The organism is Pedobacter jeongneungensis (assembly GCF_000633455.1).
Classification (GTDB): Bacteria; Bacteroidota; Bacteroidia; order Sphingobacteriales; family Sphingobacteriaceae; genus Pedobacter; species Pedobacter jeongneungensis_A.
On the sequence record NZ_AYMG01000036.1, the window covers coordinates 51,868 to 69,942 of the forward strand.

Annotated in this window: 20 protein-coding genes; all 20 read left to right on the top strand. The window is 38.5% G+C overall.

All coding sequences use genetic code 11. The features are described from left to right. Positions 1–170 precede the first annotated feature (170 nt). The 20 genes from U859_RS0126860 to U859_RS0126955 all read left to right on the top strand — a co-directional run bounded on the left by U859_RS0126860 (position 171) and on the right by U859_RS0126955 (position 17,962). Positions 171–713, top strand: a complete 543-nt coding sequence (locus tag U859_RS0126860) for an NADH-quinone oxidoreductase subunit B (protein WP_025146324.1) — start codon at positions 171–173, stop codon at positions 711–713. Beyond that, positions 713–1,213: an NADH-quinone oxidoreductase subunit C gene (locus U859_RS0126865; protein WP_025146325.1), complete on the top strand. Its 501-nt coding sequence runs from the start codon at positions 713–715 to the stop codon at positions 1,211–1,213. The genes U859_RS0126860 and U859_RS0126865 overlap by 1 nt, the downstream gene beginning before the upstream one ends. 3 nt (positions 1,214–1,216) lie before the next feature. After that, entirely contained in the window at positions 1,217–2,431 is a 1,215-nt protein-coding gene (locus U859_RS0126870) for an NADH-quinone oxidoreductase subunit D (RefSeq protein WP_025146326.1), read from the top strand. After that, on the top strand, positions 2,424–2,936 hold the full coding sequence (nuoE, locus tag U859_RS0126875) for a complex I 24 kDa subunit family protein (protein ID WP_025146327.1): 513 nt from the start codon (positions 2,424–2,426) through the stop codon (positions 2,934–2,936). Before U859_RS0126870 ends, nuoE begins: the two co-directional genes overlap by 8 nt. A gap of 135 nt (positions 2,937–3,071) precedes the next feature. Then, a complete protein-coding gene (gene nuoF / locus U859_RS0126880; protein ID WP_025146328.1) occupies positions 3,072–4,439 on the top strand; it encodes an NADH-quinone oxidoreductase subunit NuoF in 1,368 nt (455 codons plus the stop codon). A gap of 59 nt (positions 4,440–4,498) precedes the next feature. Further along, positions 4,499–5,038, top strand: a complete 540-nt coding sequence (locus U859_RS0126885; RefSeq protein WP_025146329.1) for an ORF6N domain-containing protein — start codon at positions 4,499–4,501, stop codon at positions 5,036–5,038. Positions 5,039–5,107: 69 nt separating this feature from the next. Continuing rightward, positions 5,108–6,118 carry a 2Fe-2S iron-sulfur cluster-binding protein gene (locus U859_RS0126890; RefSeq protein ID WP_025146330.1) on the top strand — a complete coding sequence of 337 codons (1,011 nt, stop codon included), beginning with the start codon at positions 5,108–5,110 and terminating at the stop codon, positions 6,116–6,118. After that, positions 6,118–7,155 carry an NADH-quinone oxidoreductase subunit NuoH gene (nuoH, locus tag U859_RS0126895; RefSeq protein WP_025146331.1) on the top strand — a complete coding sequence of 346 codons (1,038 nt, stop codon included), beginning with the start codon at positions 6,118–6,120 and terminating at the stop codon, positions 7,153–7,155. The genes U859_RS0126890 and nuoH overlap by 1 nt, the downstream gene beginning before the upstream one ends. 2 nt (positions 7,156–7,157) lie before the next feature. After that, positions 7,158–7,661 (top strand): NuoI/complex I 23 kDa subunit family protein, encoded by a 504-nt coding sequence (locus tag U859_RS0126900; protein WP_025146332.1) that lies wholly within the window; start codon positions 7,158–7,160, stop codon positions 7,659–7,661. A gap of 83 nt (positions 7,662–7,744) precedes the next feature. Next, the gene (locus tag U859_RS0126905) at positions 7,745–8,248 is read left to right on the top strand and encodes an NADH-quinone oxidoreductase subunit J (RefSeq protein WP_025146333.1); all 504 of its coding nucleotides are present in this window, start codon (positions 7,745–7,747) and stop codon (positions 8,246–8,248) included. After that, a complete protein-coding gene (nuoK, locus tag U859_RS0126910; protein WP_025146334.1) occupies positions 8,248–8,577 on the top strand; it encodes an NADH-quinone oxidoreductase subunit NuoK in 330 nt (109 codons plus the stop codon). Before U859_RS0126905 ends, nuoK begins: the two co-directional genes overlap by 1 nt. A gap of 13 nt (positions 8,578–8,590) precedes the next feature. Then, on the top strand, positions 8,591–10,486 hold the full coding sequence (gene nuoL / locus U859_RS0126915; protein WP_029986201.1) for an NADH-quinone oxidoreductase subunit L: 1,896 nt from the start codon (positions 8,591–8,593) through the stop codon (positions 10,484–10,486). Between the two features lie 20 nt (positions 10,487–10,506). Then, positions 10,507–11,970: a NuoM family protein gene (locus U859_RS0126920; RefSeq protein ID WP_025146336.1), complete on the top strand. Its 1,464-nt coding sequence runs from the start codon at positions 10,507–10,509 to the stop codon at positions 11,968–11,970. A 3-nt stretch (positions 11,971–11,973) separates the two neighbouring features. After that, positions 11,974–13,347, top strand: coding sequence for an NADH-quinone oxidoreductase subunit N (locus tag U859_RS0126925; RefSeq protein WP_025146337.1), 1,374 nt, complete (start codon positions 11,974–11,976; stop codon positions 13,345–13,347). 47 nt (positions 13,348–13,394) lie between these two features. Then, entirely contained in the window at positions 13,395–14,054 is a 660-nt protein-coding gene (locus U859_RS0126930) for a DedA family protein (protein WP_025146338.1), read from the top strand. A gap of 2 nt (positions 14,055–14,056) precedes the next feature. Next, complete coding sequence (locus U859_RS0126935) at positions 14,057–14,608, top strand: inorganic diphosphatase (protein WP_025146339.1); 552 nt, start codon at positions 14,057–14,059, stop codon at positions 14,606–14,608. Further along, entirely contained in the window at positions 14,608–16,035 is a 1,428-nt protein-coding gene (locus U859_RS0126940) for a hemolysin family protein (RefSeq protein ID WP_025146340.1), read from the top strand. Before U859_RS0126935 ends, U859_RS0126940 begins: the two co-directional genes overlap by 1 nt. Positions 16,036–16,043: 8 nt before the next feature. After that, a complete protein-coding gene (locus tag U859_RS0126945) occupies positions 16,044–16,748 on the top strand; it encodes a 16S rRNA (uracil(1498)-N(3))-methyltransferase (RefSeq protein ID WP_025146341.1) in 705 nt (234 codons plus the stop codon). A gap of 125 nt (positions 16,749–16,873) precedes the next feature. Next, entirely contained in the window at positions 16,874–17,458 is a 585-nt protein-coding gene (locus U859_RS0126950) for a DUF4159 domain-containing protein (RefSeq protein ID WP_084153162.1), read from the top strand. A gap of 3 nt (positions 17,459–17,461) precedes the next feature. Beyond that, positions 17,462–17,962, top strand: coding sequence for an acetyl-CoA carboxylase biotin carboxyl carrier protein subunit (locus U859_RS0126955; protein WP_025146343.1), 501 nt, complete (start codon positions 17,462–17,464; stop codon positions 17,960–17,962). The last annotated feature ends 113 nt before the right edge of the window (positions 17,963–18,075 follow it).

Below are 18,075 nucleotides of genomic sequence, written 5' to 3' on the forward strand. Positions count from 1 at the left end.
ACTGCTGAATGGCAACTGCAAAACTGAAATGTGTATCGCTTACACTAACTAGATCTACTTTTAGTTATTTAGAAAGGTTCTAAATCTGGTAAAGCTAGTTTAATTGCCTTTAAAATATTGTAAATTTGTTGCTCATTCTGCAAAGGGATGAGCATTTTTTGTTTATAAACATGAGTGAAATTAATATAGTTGATGCGCCTCCAGGAACCGAAGGACCTGGCTATTTTGCCACTTCCCTAGATAAAGTGATTGGTTTGGCCCGCTCAAATTCATTATGGCCATTACCTTTCGCAACTTCTTGTTGCGGAATTGAGTTTATGGCGACCATGGGTTCTCATTACGATTTAGGTCGTTTTGGAGCAGAACGCTTAAGCTTTTCTCCACGCCAGGCTGATGTTTTAATGGTTATGGGAACTATTGCTAAAAAAATGGCTCCGGTGCTAAAACAGGTTTATATCCAAATGGCAGAGCCACGTTGGGTAATGGCGGTTGGTGCCTGCGCAAGTAGCGGTGGTATTTTCGATACTTATTCTGTATTACAAGGTATTGATGAAGTGATTCCTGTGGATGTTTACGTTCCGGGCTGCCCACCAAGACCAGAGGCCATTTTAGATGGTTTTCAGCGTATTCAGGATTTAGTGCGAAATGAATCGGGCAGAAGAAGAAATTCTGATTATTATAAAGAGCTTTTAGGTCAATATGGTATTAAATAATGGAAGAAACGACATTAAATAACGACATACACGTTAAGCTGACTGAAAGGTTTGGCGAAAAAGTTACTGCTGTTTCTGAGCCATATGGTTTATTAACTTTTGTAACTTATAAAGATGTTATCATCAATGTGCTTTCGCATCTTAAAGAAGAATTAAAATTCAATTTCCTTACTGATATCACTGCAGTTCACTACCCGGGCAAAGACCATGGTATTGCTGTTGTTTATCACCTGCACAACATGGTAGAGAAAGTAAGGATCAGGATTAAAGTTTTCATTTCTGAACAGAACCCAACTATCCCGACTGCAACAACTGTTTGGAAAGGTGCCAACTGGATGGAGCGCGAAACGTACGACTTTTTCGGAGTTAAATTTGAAGGTCACCCAGATTTACGCCGTATTTTAAATATGGATGATTTAGGTGTTCATCCGATGTTGAAACAATATCCATTGGAAGACCCGAACAGGGTAGATAAAAAAGACGAATTTTTTGGAAGGTAAACTATGAATCATAACCATCCGGTATTTACAGATAACGACCCGCAAAGTGAGCTGGTAACCTTAAATCTAGGTCCAACACACCCTGCAACCCACGGCGTTTTTCAAAATGTTCTGCAATTAGATGGCGAACGTATTGTAAGCGGCGTTTCTACTATTGGGTACATTCACCGTGCTTTCGAAAAGATTGCCGAGCATCGCCCATTCTATCAAATTACACCACTTACCGACCGTTTAAACTATTGCTCGTCGCCTATTAACAATATGGGCTGGCACATGACGGTTGAAAAGTTGTTGAATATTCAAATGCCGAAACGTGTAGATTATCTTCGGGTAATTGTTATGGAGCTTTCGCGTATTGCCGATCACATTATCTGTAACACGATTATTGGTCAGGATACGGGAGCAACGACCACTTTCTTATACTTATTTCAGTTCCGTGAGCATATTTACGAAATCTTTGAAGAAGTTTGTGGAGCACGTTTGACTACAAATATTGGTCGTATCGGTGGTTTTGAAAGAGATTTCAATGATATTGCCTTTGCTAAGATTAATAAGTTTTTAAAAGAATTCCCTGTAGCCTTAAAAGAGTTCGAAAACCTTTTAACACGTAACCGTATCTTTATTGATAGGACTGCAGGAGTTGCAGAGGTTACTAAGGAAACTGCTTTAGAATACAGCTGGACTGGTCCGCTTTTACGTGCTACCGGTGTTGATTACGATGTTCGTGTAAGCGATCCGTATTCTTCTTACCAGGATTTCGATTTTGAAGTTCCTGTGGGTACAAGCGGCGATATTTACGATAGGTATTTAGTGCGTAACGAAGAAATGTGGCAAAGTGTACGCATTATCGAACAAGCTTTAGAAAAACTAAAATCAGAACCAAAAGGCATTTTCCATGCTGATGTTCCTGAATTTTATCTTCCTCCAAAACAAGAAGTTTACAACAATATGGAAGCATTAATCTATCACTTCAAAATTGTGATGGGCGAAATTGATGCGCCAAAAGCAGAAGTTTATCACGCTGTAGAAGGCGGAAATGGTGAATTAGGGTTCTATCTGATTAATGATGGGGGACGTACACCATATCGTTTACACTTCCGCAGACCAAGTTTTATAAACTACCAGATGTTTGCACCAATGAGCGAGGGCATGTTATTGTCTGATGCCATTATCAACATGAGTAGTATGAATATTATTGCAGGAGAATTAGATGCTTAAAGTAGAAGAACAAACACCTGTAGTGTTTTCATCAGAATTGCTGGCCAAATTTGATGAGGTAAAGAGCCGTTATCCGGAAGATAAGAGCAAATCAGCTTTGCTACCACTTTTACACCTGGTACAAGCTGAGTTTCTTTGGGTACCAACATCAGCTATGGATAAGGTTGCCGAATATTTAAATATTCAGCCAATTGAAGTTTATGAAGTGGCAACATTTTATACCATGTACTTTTTAAAGCCACAAGGTAAATATGCTTTGGAGGTTTGCCGTACGGGCCCTTGTTGCCTGGTAGGTGCCGAAAAAATATTAAGCCACTTGGAAAATAAGCTGGGTGTTAAAGAAGGTGAAGTTACTGCCGATGGTTTATTCAGCTTCAGAGGAGTTGAATGTTTAGCTGCCTGTGGTTTCGGTCCGGTATTGCAAATTAGTCCGGAATATACTTTCTATGAAAACCTTACTGAGGCAAGTGTAGATAAATTGATTGAAGATTTGAAAAATAAATAAGATTTGAGAAACTAGATATGAGACTTGAGATATGAGAAACTAGATTTGAGATATGAGATAGGCAATTCGTCTAAAATCCCATATCTCCAGTCTCACGTCTCATATCTCCAGTCTCACATCTCATATCTATAAACAATGAGCCGTAAATTACTACTAGAGCATATAAACGTACCAGGCATCAACACGCTTGAAGTCTATCGCCAAAAAGGCGGGTATCGTGCTGTGGAAAAAGCCCTGAAAACTTTAACACCTGAAGAAATTGTTGAAGAGGTTAAGAAATCAGGCTTACGCGGTCGCGGAGGTGCGGGTTTCCCAACGGGGATGAAATGGAGCTTTTTGGCCAAACCAGAAGGTGTTGCACGTTATTTGGTGTGTAATGCTGATGAGTCTGAGCCAGGAACTTTTAAAGACCGTTATTTAATGACATACATTCCCCATGCTTTAATTGAGGGAATGATTGTATCTAGCTTCGCTTTAGGTGCTAAGGTTTCTTACATCTATGTACGTGGCGAAATGATGCCTCAAATCCGCATATTAGAGAAAGCCATTGCTGAAGCTAAAGCTGCAGGATGGTTGGGTAAAAATATTTTAGGAACAGGTTACGATTTAGAATTATATGTTCAGCCAGGTGGTGGCGCTTACATTTGCGGTGAAGAGACTGCTTTGTTAGAATCACTTGAAGGTAAGAGAGGTAATCCACGGATTAAACCACCATTCCCTGCAATTGCAGGTTTATATGGTTGTCCAACAGTGGTAAACAATGTGGAGTCGATTGCTGCAGTTGTACCGATTATCAATGATGGTGGCGATGAATATGCAAAAATCGGTATTGGTAGAAGTACTGGTACAAAATTAATATCGGCATCTGGTAATTTAGTAAAGCCCGGTGTTTACGAAATCGAATTGGGTTTGCCGGTAGAAGAATTTATCTACTCGGATGAATATTGCGGCGGTATTGCTAATGGTAAACGCTTAAAAGCAACAGTTGCAGGTGGATCATCTGTACCTATTTTGCCTGCCAATTTAACTTTAAAATATGCTAACGGCGAGCCACGTTTAATGAGTTACGAGTCTTTATCTGAAGGTGGCTTTGCAACAGGAACCATGATGGGATCTGGTGGTTTTATCGCTTTTGATGAAGATCAGTGTATTGTTCGTAATACCTGGAATTTTGCCCGTTTTTATCACCATGAAAGCTGTGGACAATGTTCACCTTGTCGTGAGGGTACTGGCTGGATGGAAAAAGTATTGCACAAAATCGAACACGGCCATGGTAAAATGGAAGATGTAGATTTATTGTGGGATATTCAACGCAAAATTGAAGGTAATACTATTTGTCCGTTGGGTGATGCAGCAGCCTGGCCGGTAGCCAGCGCAATCCGTCACTTCAGGGATGAATTTGAATGGCACATTAAAGAACCAGTTAAGAGCCAGAGTCAAAATTATGGTATTGCTAATTACGCAACACCTATTGAAAAAACTCCGGTAACAGAAGAGAAATAGAATCATAAGGTCGCAAAATGCGACCTTATAAAAAATAACTTAACACAATGAATATGTAAATGAAAGAAGAAATATCATCATTAATCATCCCCAACGAAGTAATAGTTAATAAAATATATCTTTTTAGAGGAGTTAAGGTGATGTTAGATTCTGATTTGGCAGAACTCTTTGGCGTTGAGACTAAACAGTTGAAACAACAGGTTAGAAGAAATGCAGAGCGTTTTCCTGAACATTTTATGTTCGAATTAACTAAAGAAGAAAATGAGGTTCTAAGGTCACAAATTGTGACCTTAGAACAGGGAAAATACTCAAAATACCTCCCGTTTGCATTTAGCGAACATGGTATTTTGCAACTATCAAACGTTTTAAAAAGTAAACAGGCGATAGAGGTAAGTATTAAAATTATTGATGTATTTGTACAGCTTAGAACGATGGTTTTAAGTAATACGGAGATAAGGTTAGAAGTAGAAAAGATAAAAAAGAAGGTAGACAATCAGGATAAAAATATTGAAGTGATCTTCAGGTATTTTGATGAACTGCTGGAACAGCAACAAAGGCCAAGAAAAGAAATTGGTTATAAGATCCCTAAAGGGAAATAATATAAAATAGAATTGGTTCGTGGAGACACAAACCAGAGCGAGACAAAAAATAAAAGAATATCATTAACCATGAGTGAAAAAGTTAAGGTTACGATAGATGGGATAACAGTAGAGGTTGATAACGGAACAACCATTCTGAATGCTGCAAGGCAAATCGGAGGGGATATTGTTCCGCCAGCAATGTGCTATTATTCTAAATTGCAAGGCAGTGGCGGTAAATGCCGTACCTGTATTGTAAAAGTGACTAAAGGTTCGGAGAAAGATCCACGCCCGATGCCAAAGTTGGTGGCTTCTTGCCGTACTACGGTAATGGATGGAATGGAAGTACTTAACATTACTTCTCCGGAAGTTTTGGAAGCGCGTGCAGGTGTTGTGGAGATATTATTGATTAACCACCCTCTAGATTGCCCTGTTTGCGATCAGGCAGGAGAATGTGATCTTCAGAATTTAGGTTATGAGCATGGTTTGCAAAAAACGCGTTATGAGTTTGAGCGCCGTACTTTCGAACGTATCGATATAGGTGATAAGATCCAGTTGCACATGAACCGTTGCATTTTATGCTACCGTTGTGTTTTCACTGCTGATCAGATTACCAATAAACGTGTTCATGGTATTTTAAACCGTGGTGATCACTCTGAAATTTCTACTTATATCCAACAAGCTGTTGATAACGATTTCTCAGGAAATGTAATCGATGTTTGTCCTGTTGGTGCCTTAACCGATAAAACTTTCCGTTTTAAAAATCGTGTTTGGTTTACCAAACCTGTTGATGCACACCGCGATTGCGATCACGAAAAATGCAACGGTAAAGTAACCCTTTGGTATAAAGGAGCAGATGTTTTACGCGTTACAGCACGTAAAGATCAGTTTGGTGAAGTAGAAGAGTTTATCTGTAACACTTGCCGCTTTGATAAAAAAGCAACTGCTGATTGGGTAATCGAACATCCAACACATATTGATGATACTTCGGTAATTGCATCAAACCACTACGAAACATTAAAACCTTTGCACGTTATTCAGCCAAATGAGGCATTACAGGCGGCAAATGAAATTGAATTACATAAAACAGTTAAATACTAATGGATAGCGCTTTTGTTATAGAAAAATTTATCCTGGTAGCTGTAATTTTCGGCATCAGTTTAGTTATTGCCATGTATTCTACTTATGCAGAACGTAAAGTTGCTGCATATTTACAAGATCGTTTAGGACCAGATAGAGCTGGCCCCTTTGGTATTTTACAGCCTTTGGCCGATGGTGTAAAGATGTTTATGAAAGAGGAAATTATTCCAACTTCATCTAACCGGTTTTTATTCATTGCTGGTCCGGGTTTGGCACTGCTCTGTGCCTGTATCGGTACGGCGGTTATTCCATGGGGAAGTCCGGTATTAATTGCAGGTAAAACAGTTTCTTTACAGGTTGCAGATATCAATGTAGGTGTTTTATACATCTTTGGTGTGGTTTCACTGGGGGTTTATGGTGTAATGATCGGTGGCTGGGCATCCAACAACAAATACTCTTTGTTAAGTGCCATCCGTGCAGCTTCACAGAATATCAGTTACGAAATTGCAATGGGATTATCAATCATCGCTTTGCTTTTAATGACCAATACTTTAAGCTTAAAGGAAATCGTTGATCAGCAACATGGCTGGAGATGGAATGTTTTATATCAACCACTTGGGTTTTTAATCTTTATGGTTTGTTCTTTCGCCGAAACCAACCGTGCTCCATTCGATTTACCTGAATGTGAAACGGAATTGATCGGTGGTTATCATACAGAATACTCATCAATGAAATTAGGGTTTTACCTTTTTGCTGAGTATATCAACATGTTCGTATCATCGGCAGTAATGGCGGCTTTATATTGGGGCGGTTACAATTATCCGGGTATGGATTCGATGGCAGTATGGTTAGGACCAACTTGGGCACCACTTTTTGGCACCGCAGTTTTCTTTGCTAAAATATGTGCTTTCATCTTTTTCTTCATGTGGGTACGTTGGACAATCCCTCGTTTCCGTTACGATCAATTGATGAATTTAGGTTGGAAAGGTTTAATACCTTTGGCCATTGCCAATATTATAATAACAGGTGTTGTGATTGCGATTATTGAGAAGTTTTAATTATGGAATCATTAAGTAATAAGAAAAAAGTACTGGAACAAAAGCCGTTGAGCTTTATGGAGCGTATGTACCTGCCGGCAATTGCTAAGGGCATGGGTATTACCATCAGTCACTTATTTAAAAAAGAGGCTACAATAAGATATCCTGAGGTAGAACGCGAATTCTCTACAAATTTTAGGGGAATGCACTCGCTTAAACGAGATGAAAACGGAAAAGAACGTTGTACCGCTTGTGGCTTGTGCGCTTTATCTTGTCCTGCTGAGGCCATTACCATGATCGCTGCAGAACGCAAGCCTGAAGAGAAAGATTTATATCGCGAAGAAAAATATGCAGCAACATACGAAATCAACATGTTGCGTTGCATTTTCTGTGGATTATGTGAAGAAGCTTGCCCTAAAGAAGCAATTTATTTAGATGGACCGATTGTTCCGGCTGATTATTTACGTAAAGATTTTATTTACGGAAAAGATAAGCTGGTTGAGGCTCCATTGGAAATGAAAAAGTAATTAATGGTTCGTGTTCTCACGAACCACGTAAAAAAATGATTTGTGGAAACACAAACCATAAAACATAAATAAATAAACAATTAATGAGTACACAAGTATTCTATTTCGTAGCCACATTAAGTATCATCTTTTCGCTGATGGTGATTTTTGCAAAAAATCCGATCCACAGTGTATTGTACTTAATACTTACCTTTTTTACTTTCACAGTTCACTATGTGCTGTTAAACGCACAGTTTTTGGCAGTGGTAAACTTTATTGTTTACATGGGTGCAATTATGGTACTCTTCCTTTTTGTACTGATGTTGCTTAACCTAAACAATGAAACTGAGCCAAGTAAATCTCCACTGATTAAAATTGTAGGTGTAATTGCCGGAGGTTGTTTGGTAATAACTTTAATTGGTTCTTTAAAATCGGCAAGCATTAACAGTCCGTTGATTTTGAAAAACCCAGGATTAGGGTTGGTAGAAAATTTAGGTAAGGAGCTCTTTGGGCCATTCTTATTACCATTCGAATTATCATCTCTGTTACTGTTGGCAGCAATGGTTGGAGCTGTTTTATTATCTAAAAGAGATGAGGTAGAAGCATAATGGAAAATTTATTCACACAAGCAGCAGGCGTTCCGCTAAACCACTACATCTATTTAAGTGCCATTATTTTTTCTATTGGCGTAATTGGTGTACTTACGCGCAGAAATGCCATCGTAATTTTTATGTCGGTTGAGCTGATGCTTAATGCCGTTAATTTACTTTTAACCGCATTTTCGGTTCACAGCAACGATCCATCAGGACAGGTTTTCGTATTCTTCATTATGGCTTTGGCAGCTGCAGAGGTTGCAGTAGGCTTAGCGATTATTGTAATGGTTTACCGCAATACGAAATCGATAGATATTAATGTTTTAAATCGCCTTAAGTGGTAAATATATAATAAGAATGACAATAGAACAATTGATTTGGTTGGTTCCGTTACTTCCTTTTTTAGGGTTTGTAATTAATGGGCTAGGCAGAAACTCTTTATCTAAAGGACTTGTTGGCATCATCGGAAGTGGAGTAATCCTCGCATCCTTTATCATCAGCGTAGTTATTTTCTTTAGTTTACAAGGCGACACACAAAAAGCTCACGAAGTATTTTTATTCGATTGGATCAGTGCAGGTACGTTGCACATTCCTTTATCTTTCCTGGTTGATCCTTTAAGCTCGATCATGCTGTTGATTATTACCGGAATTGGTTTCCTGATCCATTTATATTCTACCAGTTATATGCACGATGATGCTGGTTTTGGTAAGTTTTTCTCCTACCTAAACCTGTTTGTATTCTTCATGCTTTTATTGGTATTGGGTTCTAACTATATCGTGATGTTTATCGGTTGGGAAGGTGTAGGTTTATGCTCATACCTGTTAATCGGTTTCTGGTATACCAATAATGCTTATGCATCGGCAGCTAAAAAAGCATTTGTAATGAACCGTATCGGCGATTTGGGCTTTTTATTGGGCGTATTCTTAATCTTCACCACTTTTGGTAGTGTAGAATTTGCTAAAGTTTTTCCTCAGGCAGCGAATGGAAGCACTGATACCTTGGTTTTAATTACCATTTTATTGTTTATCGGTGCCTGCGGTAAATCGGCACAGTTGCCATTGTTTACCTGGTTACCTGATGCGATGGCCGGACCTACACCAGTTTCAGCTTTAATCCACGCTGCAACTATGGTAACTGCTGGTATTTATATGATTGCCCGTTCGAGTGTATTGTTCGATCTTGCGCCACTTACCCAGCACATCATTGCCATTATTGGTGCGGCAACTGCTTTAGTGGCGGCAATTATTGCTTTAACACAAACAGATATCAAAAAAGTATTGGCTTATTCAACTGTATCTCAATTGGGATATATGTTTTTAGGTCTTGGCGTTGGTGCTTATACAGGTTCATTCTTTCATGTATTAACACACGCATTCTTTAAAGCATTATTGTTCTTAGGCGCTGGTTCGGTTATCCATGCCATGCACCACGAGCAGGATATGCGCCACATGGGCGGATTGAGGAAGAAACTTCCGGTTACTTTTTTAACCATGATGATCGGTACCATTGCCATTGCAGGTTTACCGCCATTCTCTGGTTTCTTCTCTAAAGATGAAATTTTGGCACATGCTTTTCAGGCGAGTCCGATTTTATGGGGAGTAGGGGTATTAACCGCGTTCTTAACCGCGTTTTACATGTTCCGGATGATGTTTTTGACTTTCTCTGGTAAATACCGTGGAACACATCATGAAGAAAGCCATGTACACGAATCGCCAACAGCGATGACATTGCCTTTAATTATTTTGGCTATTCTTGCCGCCATTGGTGGAGCAATTAACTTTCCACACATTTTCGGTGGAAACGAATGGTTGGCACACTGGTTATCGGGTGCAGGTGTTGCACAACACGAATTGGATTTAAGCCATTCAACTGAGCTTGCGCTGATGGCTACTTCAGTAGTTGCAGCTATCATTGCTTTACTTTATGCCTACGGCCGATATGTAAAAGTGGCTCGCGTTCCTGTTGCTGATGAGGCACCACGTTCAGCATTGGCAAAATTATCTTACCACAAATTTTACCTGGATGAGATCTATGATTTCATCATCACCAAACCGTTAGATGCACTTTCGAAATTCTTTTACAGAATTATCGATAACAAATTTATCGATGGAATTGTGAACGGATTGGGATGGAGTACCAACGAAGCCAGTAAAGGTGTGCGTTTGTTACAGAGTGGAAACGTAGGTTTCTATATATTTATGATGGTATTTGGTATCATCGCATTGCTTGCATATACATTTTATTACATATAAAAAGGGTTCAAAATTAAATAATGGAACAACTTTTACTACTTATATTTCTTCCGCTTGTAGGTGCAATTATTACTGCATTTGCTGGTAAGTCGGCTAAAATAGTTTCTACCGTGTTTTCGGTGACTTCTTTGGTGTTGGCTTTGGTTATCGCCTGTAATTTCATTCCGAATGCAAATACCCAGTTTGAGGTTAATTTGCCATGGATTGCGGATTTAGGAATTAATTTCCATGCAGGTATCGATGGCATTAGCATGCTTGTGGTATTGCTAACCAATTTATTGGTACCGATCATCATTTTATCGAGCTACAAACACGAGTATAAAAATCCTGCTGCATTTTATGGCTTGATTTTATTTATGCAATGTGGCCTGTTATTGGTATTTACTGCGCTTGATGCCTTCTTGTTCTATATCGGATGGGAAGCAGCATTAATCCCGATTTATTTTATTTGTGCCATCTGGGGCGGAAAAGACCGCATTCGTATCAACATGAAATTTTTTGTGTACACTATTGCAGGTTCGTTATTTATGTTGATGGGTATCATTTACCTGTACCTTCAAAACCCGGCACACAATTTTGATATCCAGGCATTTTATGCTTTAAATTTAGATAGTGCACAACAAGGATGGATTTTCTGGGCTTTCTTTATCGCTTTTGCCATTAAGATGCCGATTTTCCCTTTCCACACCTGGCAGCCAGATACCTATACTGCAGCTCCTGCACAGGGAACCATGTTGTTATCAGGTATCATGTTGAAAATGGGTATTTATGGCGTAATCAGGTGGTTATTGCCAATTGTACCGGCAGGTGTTTACGATTGGGGGCAGGTAGCCATCATTTTATCGATTATCGGAATTGTTTATGCTTCGCTGATTGCTTTTACACAAAAAGATGCAAAACGTTTGGTAGCTTATTCTTCAATTGCGCACGTTGGATTAATTTCGGCAGGTATTTTCGCTTTCAACCAACAAGGCATGCAAGGCGCCATGGTGCAGATGTTGAGCCATGGTATTAACGTGGTTGGTTTATTCTTCGTTTTAGATATTATCTTCAGTCGTGTAAAAACAAATAAAATTGAAGAATTGGGCGGAATTGCTAAAGTAGCACCTCAATTAGCCATTGCATTTTTAATTATTGTTTTAGGGACAGTAGCTTTACCAGGAACAAACGGATTTATAGGTGAATTCTTATTGCTAATGGGCGTTTACAATTACGGCATCTGGGCAGCTGCTATTGCCGGTTTAACCATCATCTTCGGAGCGGTATACATGTTGCGCATGTATCAAAATGTAATGCTTGGCGAAACCAATAGTTTAACCATCACTTTCACTGATATTAAAGGAACTGAAAAATTAGTTCTTTATACCATTTGTGCATTAATTATTGTTCTTGGTGTTTATCCGAAACCGATTTTGCACTTAACAGAGGCATCTGTACAACATTTATTAGAACAGGTAAATCAAAAATTAAACACAGTAAATTAAGCAATGAATATTATTATAACCATTAGTATAACAGCTTTTATAGTGCTTTATGCAGGTTTGTTTAAGGCAAATAAAGCATTACTACCACTTACCGTTGTTGGCTTACTTACTGCACTGGGATTTACTTTCTGCGCCTGGAATGGCAATGCTGTTCATTTCGGAATGATGCAGACGGATAACTTCGCCCTGGCATTTTCTGGCGTATGTATTATCGGTACACTTTTAATCTTTTTATTAACACAGAACTATTTTCACGCTAAAAGCGATAACATAGCCGAATATTATACCTTAATCCTTTTCGCCCTAGCGGGGATGATCATGATGGTATCTTATAAAAACATGGCGATGCTGTTTGTAGGCTTGGAAATCATGTCTGTGAGTTTGTATATCCTTGCAGGTATCCGAAAAAAGGATTTTGCCTCTAATGAAGCTTCCTTAAAGTATTTCCTGATGGGCGCTTTTTCAACAGGATTTTTGTTGTTTGGTATCACTCTAATTTATGGTGCTACAGGCTCATTTGATTTGGATAAAATCCAGGCTTACCTGGTTAACAATACCACTTCAGTTTCGCCGATATTTTATCCTGGTGTGATCCTGATGATGATCGGCCTTTGCTTTAAGGTTGGTGCTGCGCCTTTCCACTTCTGGACACCAGATGTATACGAAGGTTCGCCATCATTAATTACAACTTTCATGAGTACCGTGGTTAAAACTGCCGGTTTTGCTGCTTTTTTAAGGTTGTTTGCTGGTGCCCTTGCCCCACTTCACGATTTTTGGGTTGCGCCGCTAATGGTTATTGTTTGTTTAACCTTATTTATCGGCAACGTAACCGCCCTGTTCCAGAAAAACTTTAAACGCATGTTGGCTTATTCCAGTATCTCACATGCGGGTTACCTGTTGTTTTCATTGATCGTATTAACCAAAAACTCTGGAAACAATGTTTTGGTTTATACAGCTGCTTATACTTTTGCATCTATTATTGCATTTGCAGTATTGATCCTGGTTAAACAGAAAACAGGTAGCGATAGCTTCGAAAGTTTTAATGGTTTGGGTAAGAAAAATCCTTTAGTGGCTTTATCACTTACCATTGCCATGCTTTCTTTAGCCGGTATTCCATTAACTGCAGGTTTTATTGGAAAGTACCTGATGTTCTTAAATGTAATGACCCAGTATAAAACTTTATTGGTTGCATTTGCTATTTTAAACGCTCTGGTAGGCTTTTACTATTATTTTAAGGTAATTGTGGCTGTTTGGTTTAAAGATGGTGCAGAAACAGAGCTTTCTACTCCTGTACAATATAAAGTTGTATTATTGGTATCAGTAGTAATCACACTTATTTTAGGTATTTACCCTGCAATTATTTTAAACCTGATATAGGTATGCTGTTGTTTAATAATTATTTGTAGTTTTACGAATAATTGAATATGCACGATTTTTGGAATAACCTGCATCAACTACTTGACCCCGAAAAATTATTGAGGGAGGGCGGTTTCTATCTCGTCATGTTCGTAATCTATGCAGAAACAGGCCTGTTCTTTGGTTTTTTTCTCCCTGGCGATTATTTGTTGTTTTTGGCTGGTATGTTTGTGGCAACCGGCAAGCTGGATGTTAATATTGCCGTGCTTTTGGCGGGTTTGTGTGTAGCAGCAGTGTCGGGCAATTTTACAGGTTATTGGTTCGGGCGGAAAACAGGACCAGTATTGTACACCAGAAAAGACAGTTTCTTTTTTAAGAAACGCTATTTAAAGGCTGCTGAAGATTATTATAACAAACAAGGTGCCTTTGCGCTGATAATGGGAAGATTTGTACCGATTGTTAGAACTTTTGCACCGATCTTTGCTGGTGTGGTAAAACTGGAGTTTAAAAAGTTCGCACTTTACAATATTGTAGGTGGCGTACTTTGGATCTGCTCCTTAACTTTACTAGGCTATTTTTTAGGCAGAAGGTTCGAAAAAGAAATTACCGATTATTTATTATATATTATTATTGGCTTTATCCTTATTACAACTATACCATTATTAATTACCTTTGTAAAAAGTAAAGTAGTGAAAGGTCCTGAAGAGGATAAAACAGATTTAAATTAAAAATGGCAAAAGACGATCATCACGCGTGGCATAGCGTATCCCCTGGGCATAACGTTCCGGAAATTGTAAACGCAATTATTGAAATTCCAAAAGGTTCAAAAGCAAAATACGAAATAGATAAAGAATCAGGTCTGATTAAATTGGATAGGGTTCTTTTTTCATCAGTAATGTACCCTGCAAACTATGGCTTTATTCCGCAAACTTATTGTGATGATAAAGATCCGTTAGATATTTTAGTACTTTGTTCAGTGGATGTATATCCAATGACATTGATCGAAGCGAAGGTGGTAGGTGTTATGCATATGGTTGACAACGGAGAGCAGGACGATAAAATTATCGCTGTTGCCGCCCACGATATGTCGGTAAACTACATCAACGATTTAGATGAGTTACCTCCACACCAAATGAAAGAAATTGTTCGTTTCTTTCAGGATTATAAAGCATTAGAAGATAAAAATGTAACTATCGAACATTTACTTGGTGTTCGTTATGCGCATAAAGTAATTAAAGAAAGCATAGAACTTTATAACACAACATTTAGAGAATTAGCTTAATGGATTTACCCACGGTCTGTTTGTTTTTAAATTCAGCGTTAAGTACAATATTACCACCAGCAAATGTAGTTTTGGTTGCTTTACAGGAACCAGATACAGGATCGGTTGGCTGGCGTTTGTTCTTCGCCTTGTTTTTGGTGCTATTAAACGGATTTTTTGTGGCAGCAGAGTTTGCCATTGTAAAAGTTCGTGCATCACAAATAGAAATTAAAGCAAAATCAGGCAGCCGTGTAGGTAAAATGGCCAAAGGAATTATCCATAATCTTGATGGATACCTGGCTGCCACACAGCTAGGCATAACGCTTGCATCACTTGGCTTAGGTTGGGTAGGTGAAGGCGTTATGCATACTATCTTTAAAAACCTTTTCGATAGCTTGCAATGGGGGCTAAGTGATGCTTCTATCCATACCGCATCAACCATTGTAGCCTTCTCGTTAATTACCATCATGCACATTGTTTTTGGTGAATTAGCACCAAAATCATTCGCTATCCAAAGACCGGTAGCCACAACACTTTTCGTTTCCATACCACTTCAGTTATTCTATGTGGTATTTCGTCCATTTATCTGGACTTTGAACAGCTTAGCTGCTATCATTCTAAAGCCTTTTGGTATCGATACTTCGGCTGGTCACGAATCAATCCACAGTACCGAAGAATTACAGTACTTGCTTGATCAGGGTAAAGAAAGTGGTGCTCTAGATAACAATGAACACGAGCTAATTAAAAATGTGTTCGATTTTAACGAGCGCGTGGTGAAGAATATCATGGTACCGAGGACCAAAATCTCGGGCATCGAATTAACTTCTCCGAAAGAGGAGGTTATAGATACCATTATTAAAGAAGGGTACTCCCGTTTGCCTGTTTACGATGATGTAATGGATAAAATTGTTGGTATTATCCATGCAAAAGATATTTTGCCTTTAGTAGCAGCCGGGAACCAAACCTGGACAGTTAATGATATTATCCGCAAACCTTACTTCGTAACTGAAACGAAAAAAATCAACGATCTGATGAGCGAACTGCAAAGTAACCGCATACAGATTGCCATTGTATTGGATGAGTTTGGTGGTACGGCCGGTATGGTTACACTTGAGGATATTGTTGAAGAACTGGTTGGCGAAATTCAGGATGAATACGACGAGGAAAAACCATTGGTAGAAAAAGTTTCTGATAATGAATTTATTGTAAATGCATTTGCAACGGTTTATGATGTAAATGAGCATTTACCGCACGATTTACCAGAAGATGAAGATTTTGATACCGTAGGCGGTTTGGTTTCTCATGTTTTCGAACGAATTCCCGAAGTTGGCGAAAGCAACGAATCATACGGTTACCTGTTTACAATCCTTAAAAAAACAGAACAGAATATCGAAACCATCAAGTTAGAACTGGTCATCAATAAAGCAGATATGGTTGATAATCATTAATTTCAACGATGCATATTTTTTATACGCCAGATATAGCCCAAAATACTTACACACTTAACGAAGAAGAAAGTAAACATTGTGTTAGGGTACTTCGCCTCGGTGTTGGCGCAATCGTAAATCTGGTTGATGGTAAAGGTGGTTTTTATACCGCAGAAATTACTTCCGATAATCCCAAAAAAGTTTCACTGTCTATATTAAAGGTAGAAAAGGAGTTTCATAAGCGAAACCATTATTTACACATTGCTGTTGCTCCTACTAAAAATATCGATCGTATTGAATGGTTTTTAGAGAAAGCCACCGAATTGGGAATTGATGAAATTACCCCAATTATTACCGATCGGTCAGAACGTAGAATAGTAAAAGAAGACCGCTTGAATAAAGTGATCACTTCTGCAGTAAAACAATCAATTAAAGCTTATCATCCCAAGTTGAACGACGCTATTTCTTTTAATACATTTTTAAAAGAACCATTTGAAGGAGAAAAGTTAATTGCTCACTGTATTGATCAGGGAGAGAAACAATTCATCTCGAAATTGGTGTCACCACATCAAAAATACCTCATACTTATTGGTCCCGAAGGAGATTTCACACCAGAAGAAGTTAATTTAGCTTTGAACAAAGGCTTTAAAGCACTAACTTTAGGTGATAACAGGTTGCGCACTGAAACTGCCGCACTAGCTGTTTGTTTTGAAATCAATTACCTTAACCGATAGCCAATTTGAAGTTTTCAGTTTTTAGTTTTCAGTTTCCAAAATTCAGGCCTTTAGCTTACGGCTTTGGTCTTTTGGCTTTCAGCTTTTTGCTTTCCGCTTTCAACCCTTTTCCGCCAACTTATCGTATGGCAAAGTTAAAATACAGCGGTGGTGGCGATTGGTATGCAGACCGTACAGCGCTACCTAATTTAATTGCCTATTGCAACACCAATCTGAAAACGAATTTTTACGCCGAAGAAAGCATTGTTGAAGTAGGTTCAAAAGAGATTTTTAATTATCCCTTTATTTATATGACGGGGCATGGTAATGTGGTTTTCAGCGATCAGGAAGTGAAAAATTTAAGGCAATACCTTACCGGTGGCGGCTTTCTCCATATTGATGATAATTACGGTTTGGATAAGTTTATCAGGCCACAGATGAAAAAGGTATTTCCTGAACTGAGCTTTGTCGAATTACCTGCAAATCACGCCATTTATAACCAGAAATTTAAGTTCCCGGCAGGTTTGCCAAAAATCCACGAACACGATAATAAACGGCCACAGGGATTTGCCTTGATTTATAAGGGAAGAGTAGTTTGTTATTACACTTACGAGTGCGATTTAGGCAACGGTTGGGAAGACTTTGGTACTTATCCTGAAGACACACAAGAAACGCGGACAAAAGCGCTTAAAATGGGCGCAAATCTTGTTCAATATGCTTTAACTCAATAAGCCATGCATAAAGTAAAAGTAAACGATCAGTTTTTATTCGAAATTGAGAATAAGGATTCAGCTTTTTTAGTAAATGGAGAACCTATTCAGCTTGATATCAGTACACTTGGCCATAACAATACACATGTTATCTACCAAAACAGGTCTTTTAATACAGAACTTGTTGAAATAAATAAGGCTGAAAAAACCTGTAAAATAAAGGTAAATGGAAATATTTACCAAATCAGCATTGAAGATCAGTTTGATGTTTTGTTAAAGCAACTGGGGCTGGATAATTTAACTTCCAGTAAAGTTTCTGAAATTAAAGCACCTATGCCTGGCTTAGTTTTAAAAGTATTGGTAGCGGAAAATGCTGAAGTGAAAAAGGGAGATAATTTACTTATCCTCGAAGCCATGAAAATGGAGAATATCTTAAAATCTTCAACGGATGGGGTAATTAAAAAGGTATTGGTTAAACAGGGAGATAAGATAGAGAAAAACCAGATTTTGGTTCAATTTAAGTAAACAAATTTTTTACCTCGGGATATCGTCATTGCGAGAAGGCTTTTTCAGCCGACGAAGCAATCTTACACCTATGGGTTATAGAGATCGTTTTAAGATTGCTTCGTGTGCCTAAT

Bases quoted from the DNA above. Each gene is read 5' to 3' on its own strand.
- U859_RS0126945 (WP_025146341.1), top strand. From the start codon at position 16,044: ATGCATATTTTTTATACGCCAGATATAGCCCAAAATACTTACACACTT.
- U859_RS0126865 (WP_025146325.1), top strand. From the start codon at position 713: ATGGAAGAAACGACATTAAATAACGACATACACGTTAAGCTGACTGAA.
- U859_RS0126940 (WP_025146340.1), top strand. From the start codon at position 14,608: ATGGATTTACCCACGGTCTGTTTGTTTTTAAATTCAGCGTTAAGTACA.
- U859_RS0126890 (WP_025146330.1), top strand. From the start codon at position 5,108: ATGAGTGAAAAAGTTAAGGTTACGATAGATGGGATAACAGTAGAGGTT.
- nuoL (WP_029986201.1), top strand. From the start codon at position 8,591: ATGACAATAGAACAATTGATTTGGTTGGTTCCGTTACTTCCTTTTTTA.
- nuoK (WP_025146334.1), top strand. From the start codon at position 8,248: ATGGAAAATTTATTCACACAAGCAGCAGGCGTTCCGCTAAACCACTAC.
- U859_RS0126905 (WP_025146333.1), top strand. From the start codon at position 7,745: ATGAGTACACAAGTATTCTATTTCGTAGCCACATTAAGTATCATCTTT.
- U859_RS0126920 (WP_025146336.1), top strand. From the start codon at position 10,507: ATGGAACAACTTTTACTACTTATATTTCTTCCGCTTGTAGGTGCAATT.
- U859_RS0126930 (WP_025146338.1), top strand. From the start codon at position 13,395: ATGCACGATTTTTGGAATAACCTGCATCAACTACTTGACCCCGAAAAA.
- nuoF (WP_025146328.1), top strand. From the start codon at position 3,072: ATGAGCCGTAAATTACTACTAGAGCATATAAACGTACCAGGCATCAAC.
- U859_RS0126900 (WP_025146332.1), top strand. From the start codon at position 7,158: ATGGAATCATTAAGTAATAAGAAAAAAGTACTGGAACAAAAGCCGTTG.
- U859_RS0126925 (WP_025146337.1), top strand. From the start codon at position 11,974: ATGAATATTATTATAACCATTAGTATAACAGCTTTTATAGTGCTTTAT.
- U859_RS0126885 (WP_025146329.1), top strand. From the start codon at position 4,499: ATGAAAGAAGAAATATCATCATTAATCATCCCCAACGAAGTAATAGTT.
- nuoH (WP_025146331.1), top strand. From the start codon at position 6,118: ATGGATAGCGCTTTTGTTATAGAAAAATTTATCCTGGTAGCTGTAATT.
- U859_RS0126935 (WP_025146339.1), top strand. From the start codon at position 14,057: ATGGCAAAAGACGATCATCACGCGTGGCATAGCGTATCCCCTGGGCAT.
- U859_RS0126950 (WP_084153162.1), top strand. From the start codon at position 16,874: ATGGCAAAGTTAAAATACAGCGGTGGTGGCGATTGGTATGCAGACCGT.
- U859_RS0126860 (WP_025146324.1), top strand. From the start codon at position 171: ATGAGTGAAATTAATATAGTTGATGCGCCTCCAGGAACCGAAGGACCT.
- U859_RS0126870 (WP_025146326.1), top strand. From the start codon at position 1,217: ATGAATCATAACCATCCGGTATTTACAGATAACGACCCGCAAAGTGAG.
- U859_RS0126955 (WP_025146343.1), top strand. From the start codon at position 17,462: ATGCATAAAGTAAAAGTAAACGATCAGTTTTTATTCGAAATTGAGAAT.
- nuoE (WP_025146327.1), top strand. From the start codon at position 2,424: ATGCTTAAAGTAGAAGAACAAACACCTGTAGTGTTTTCATCAGAATTG.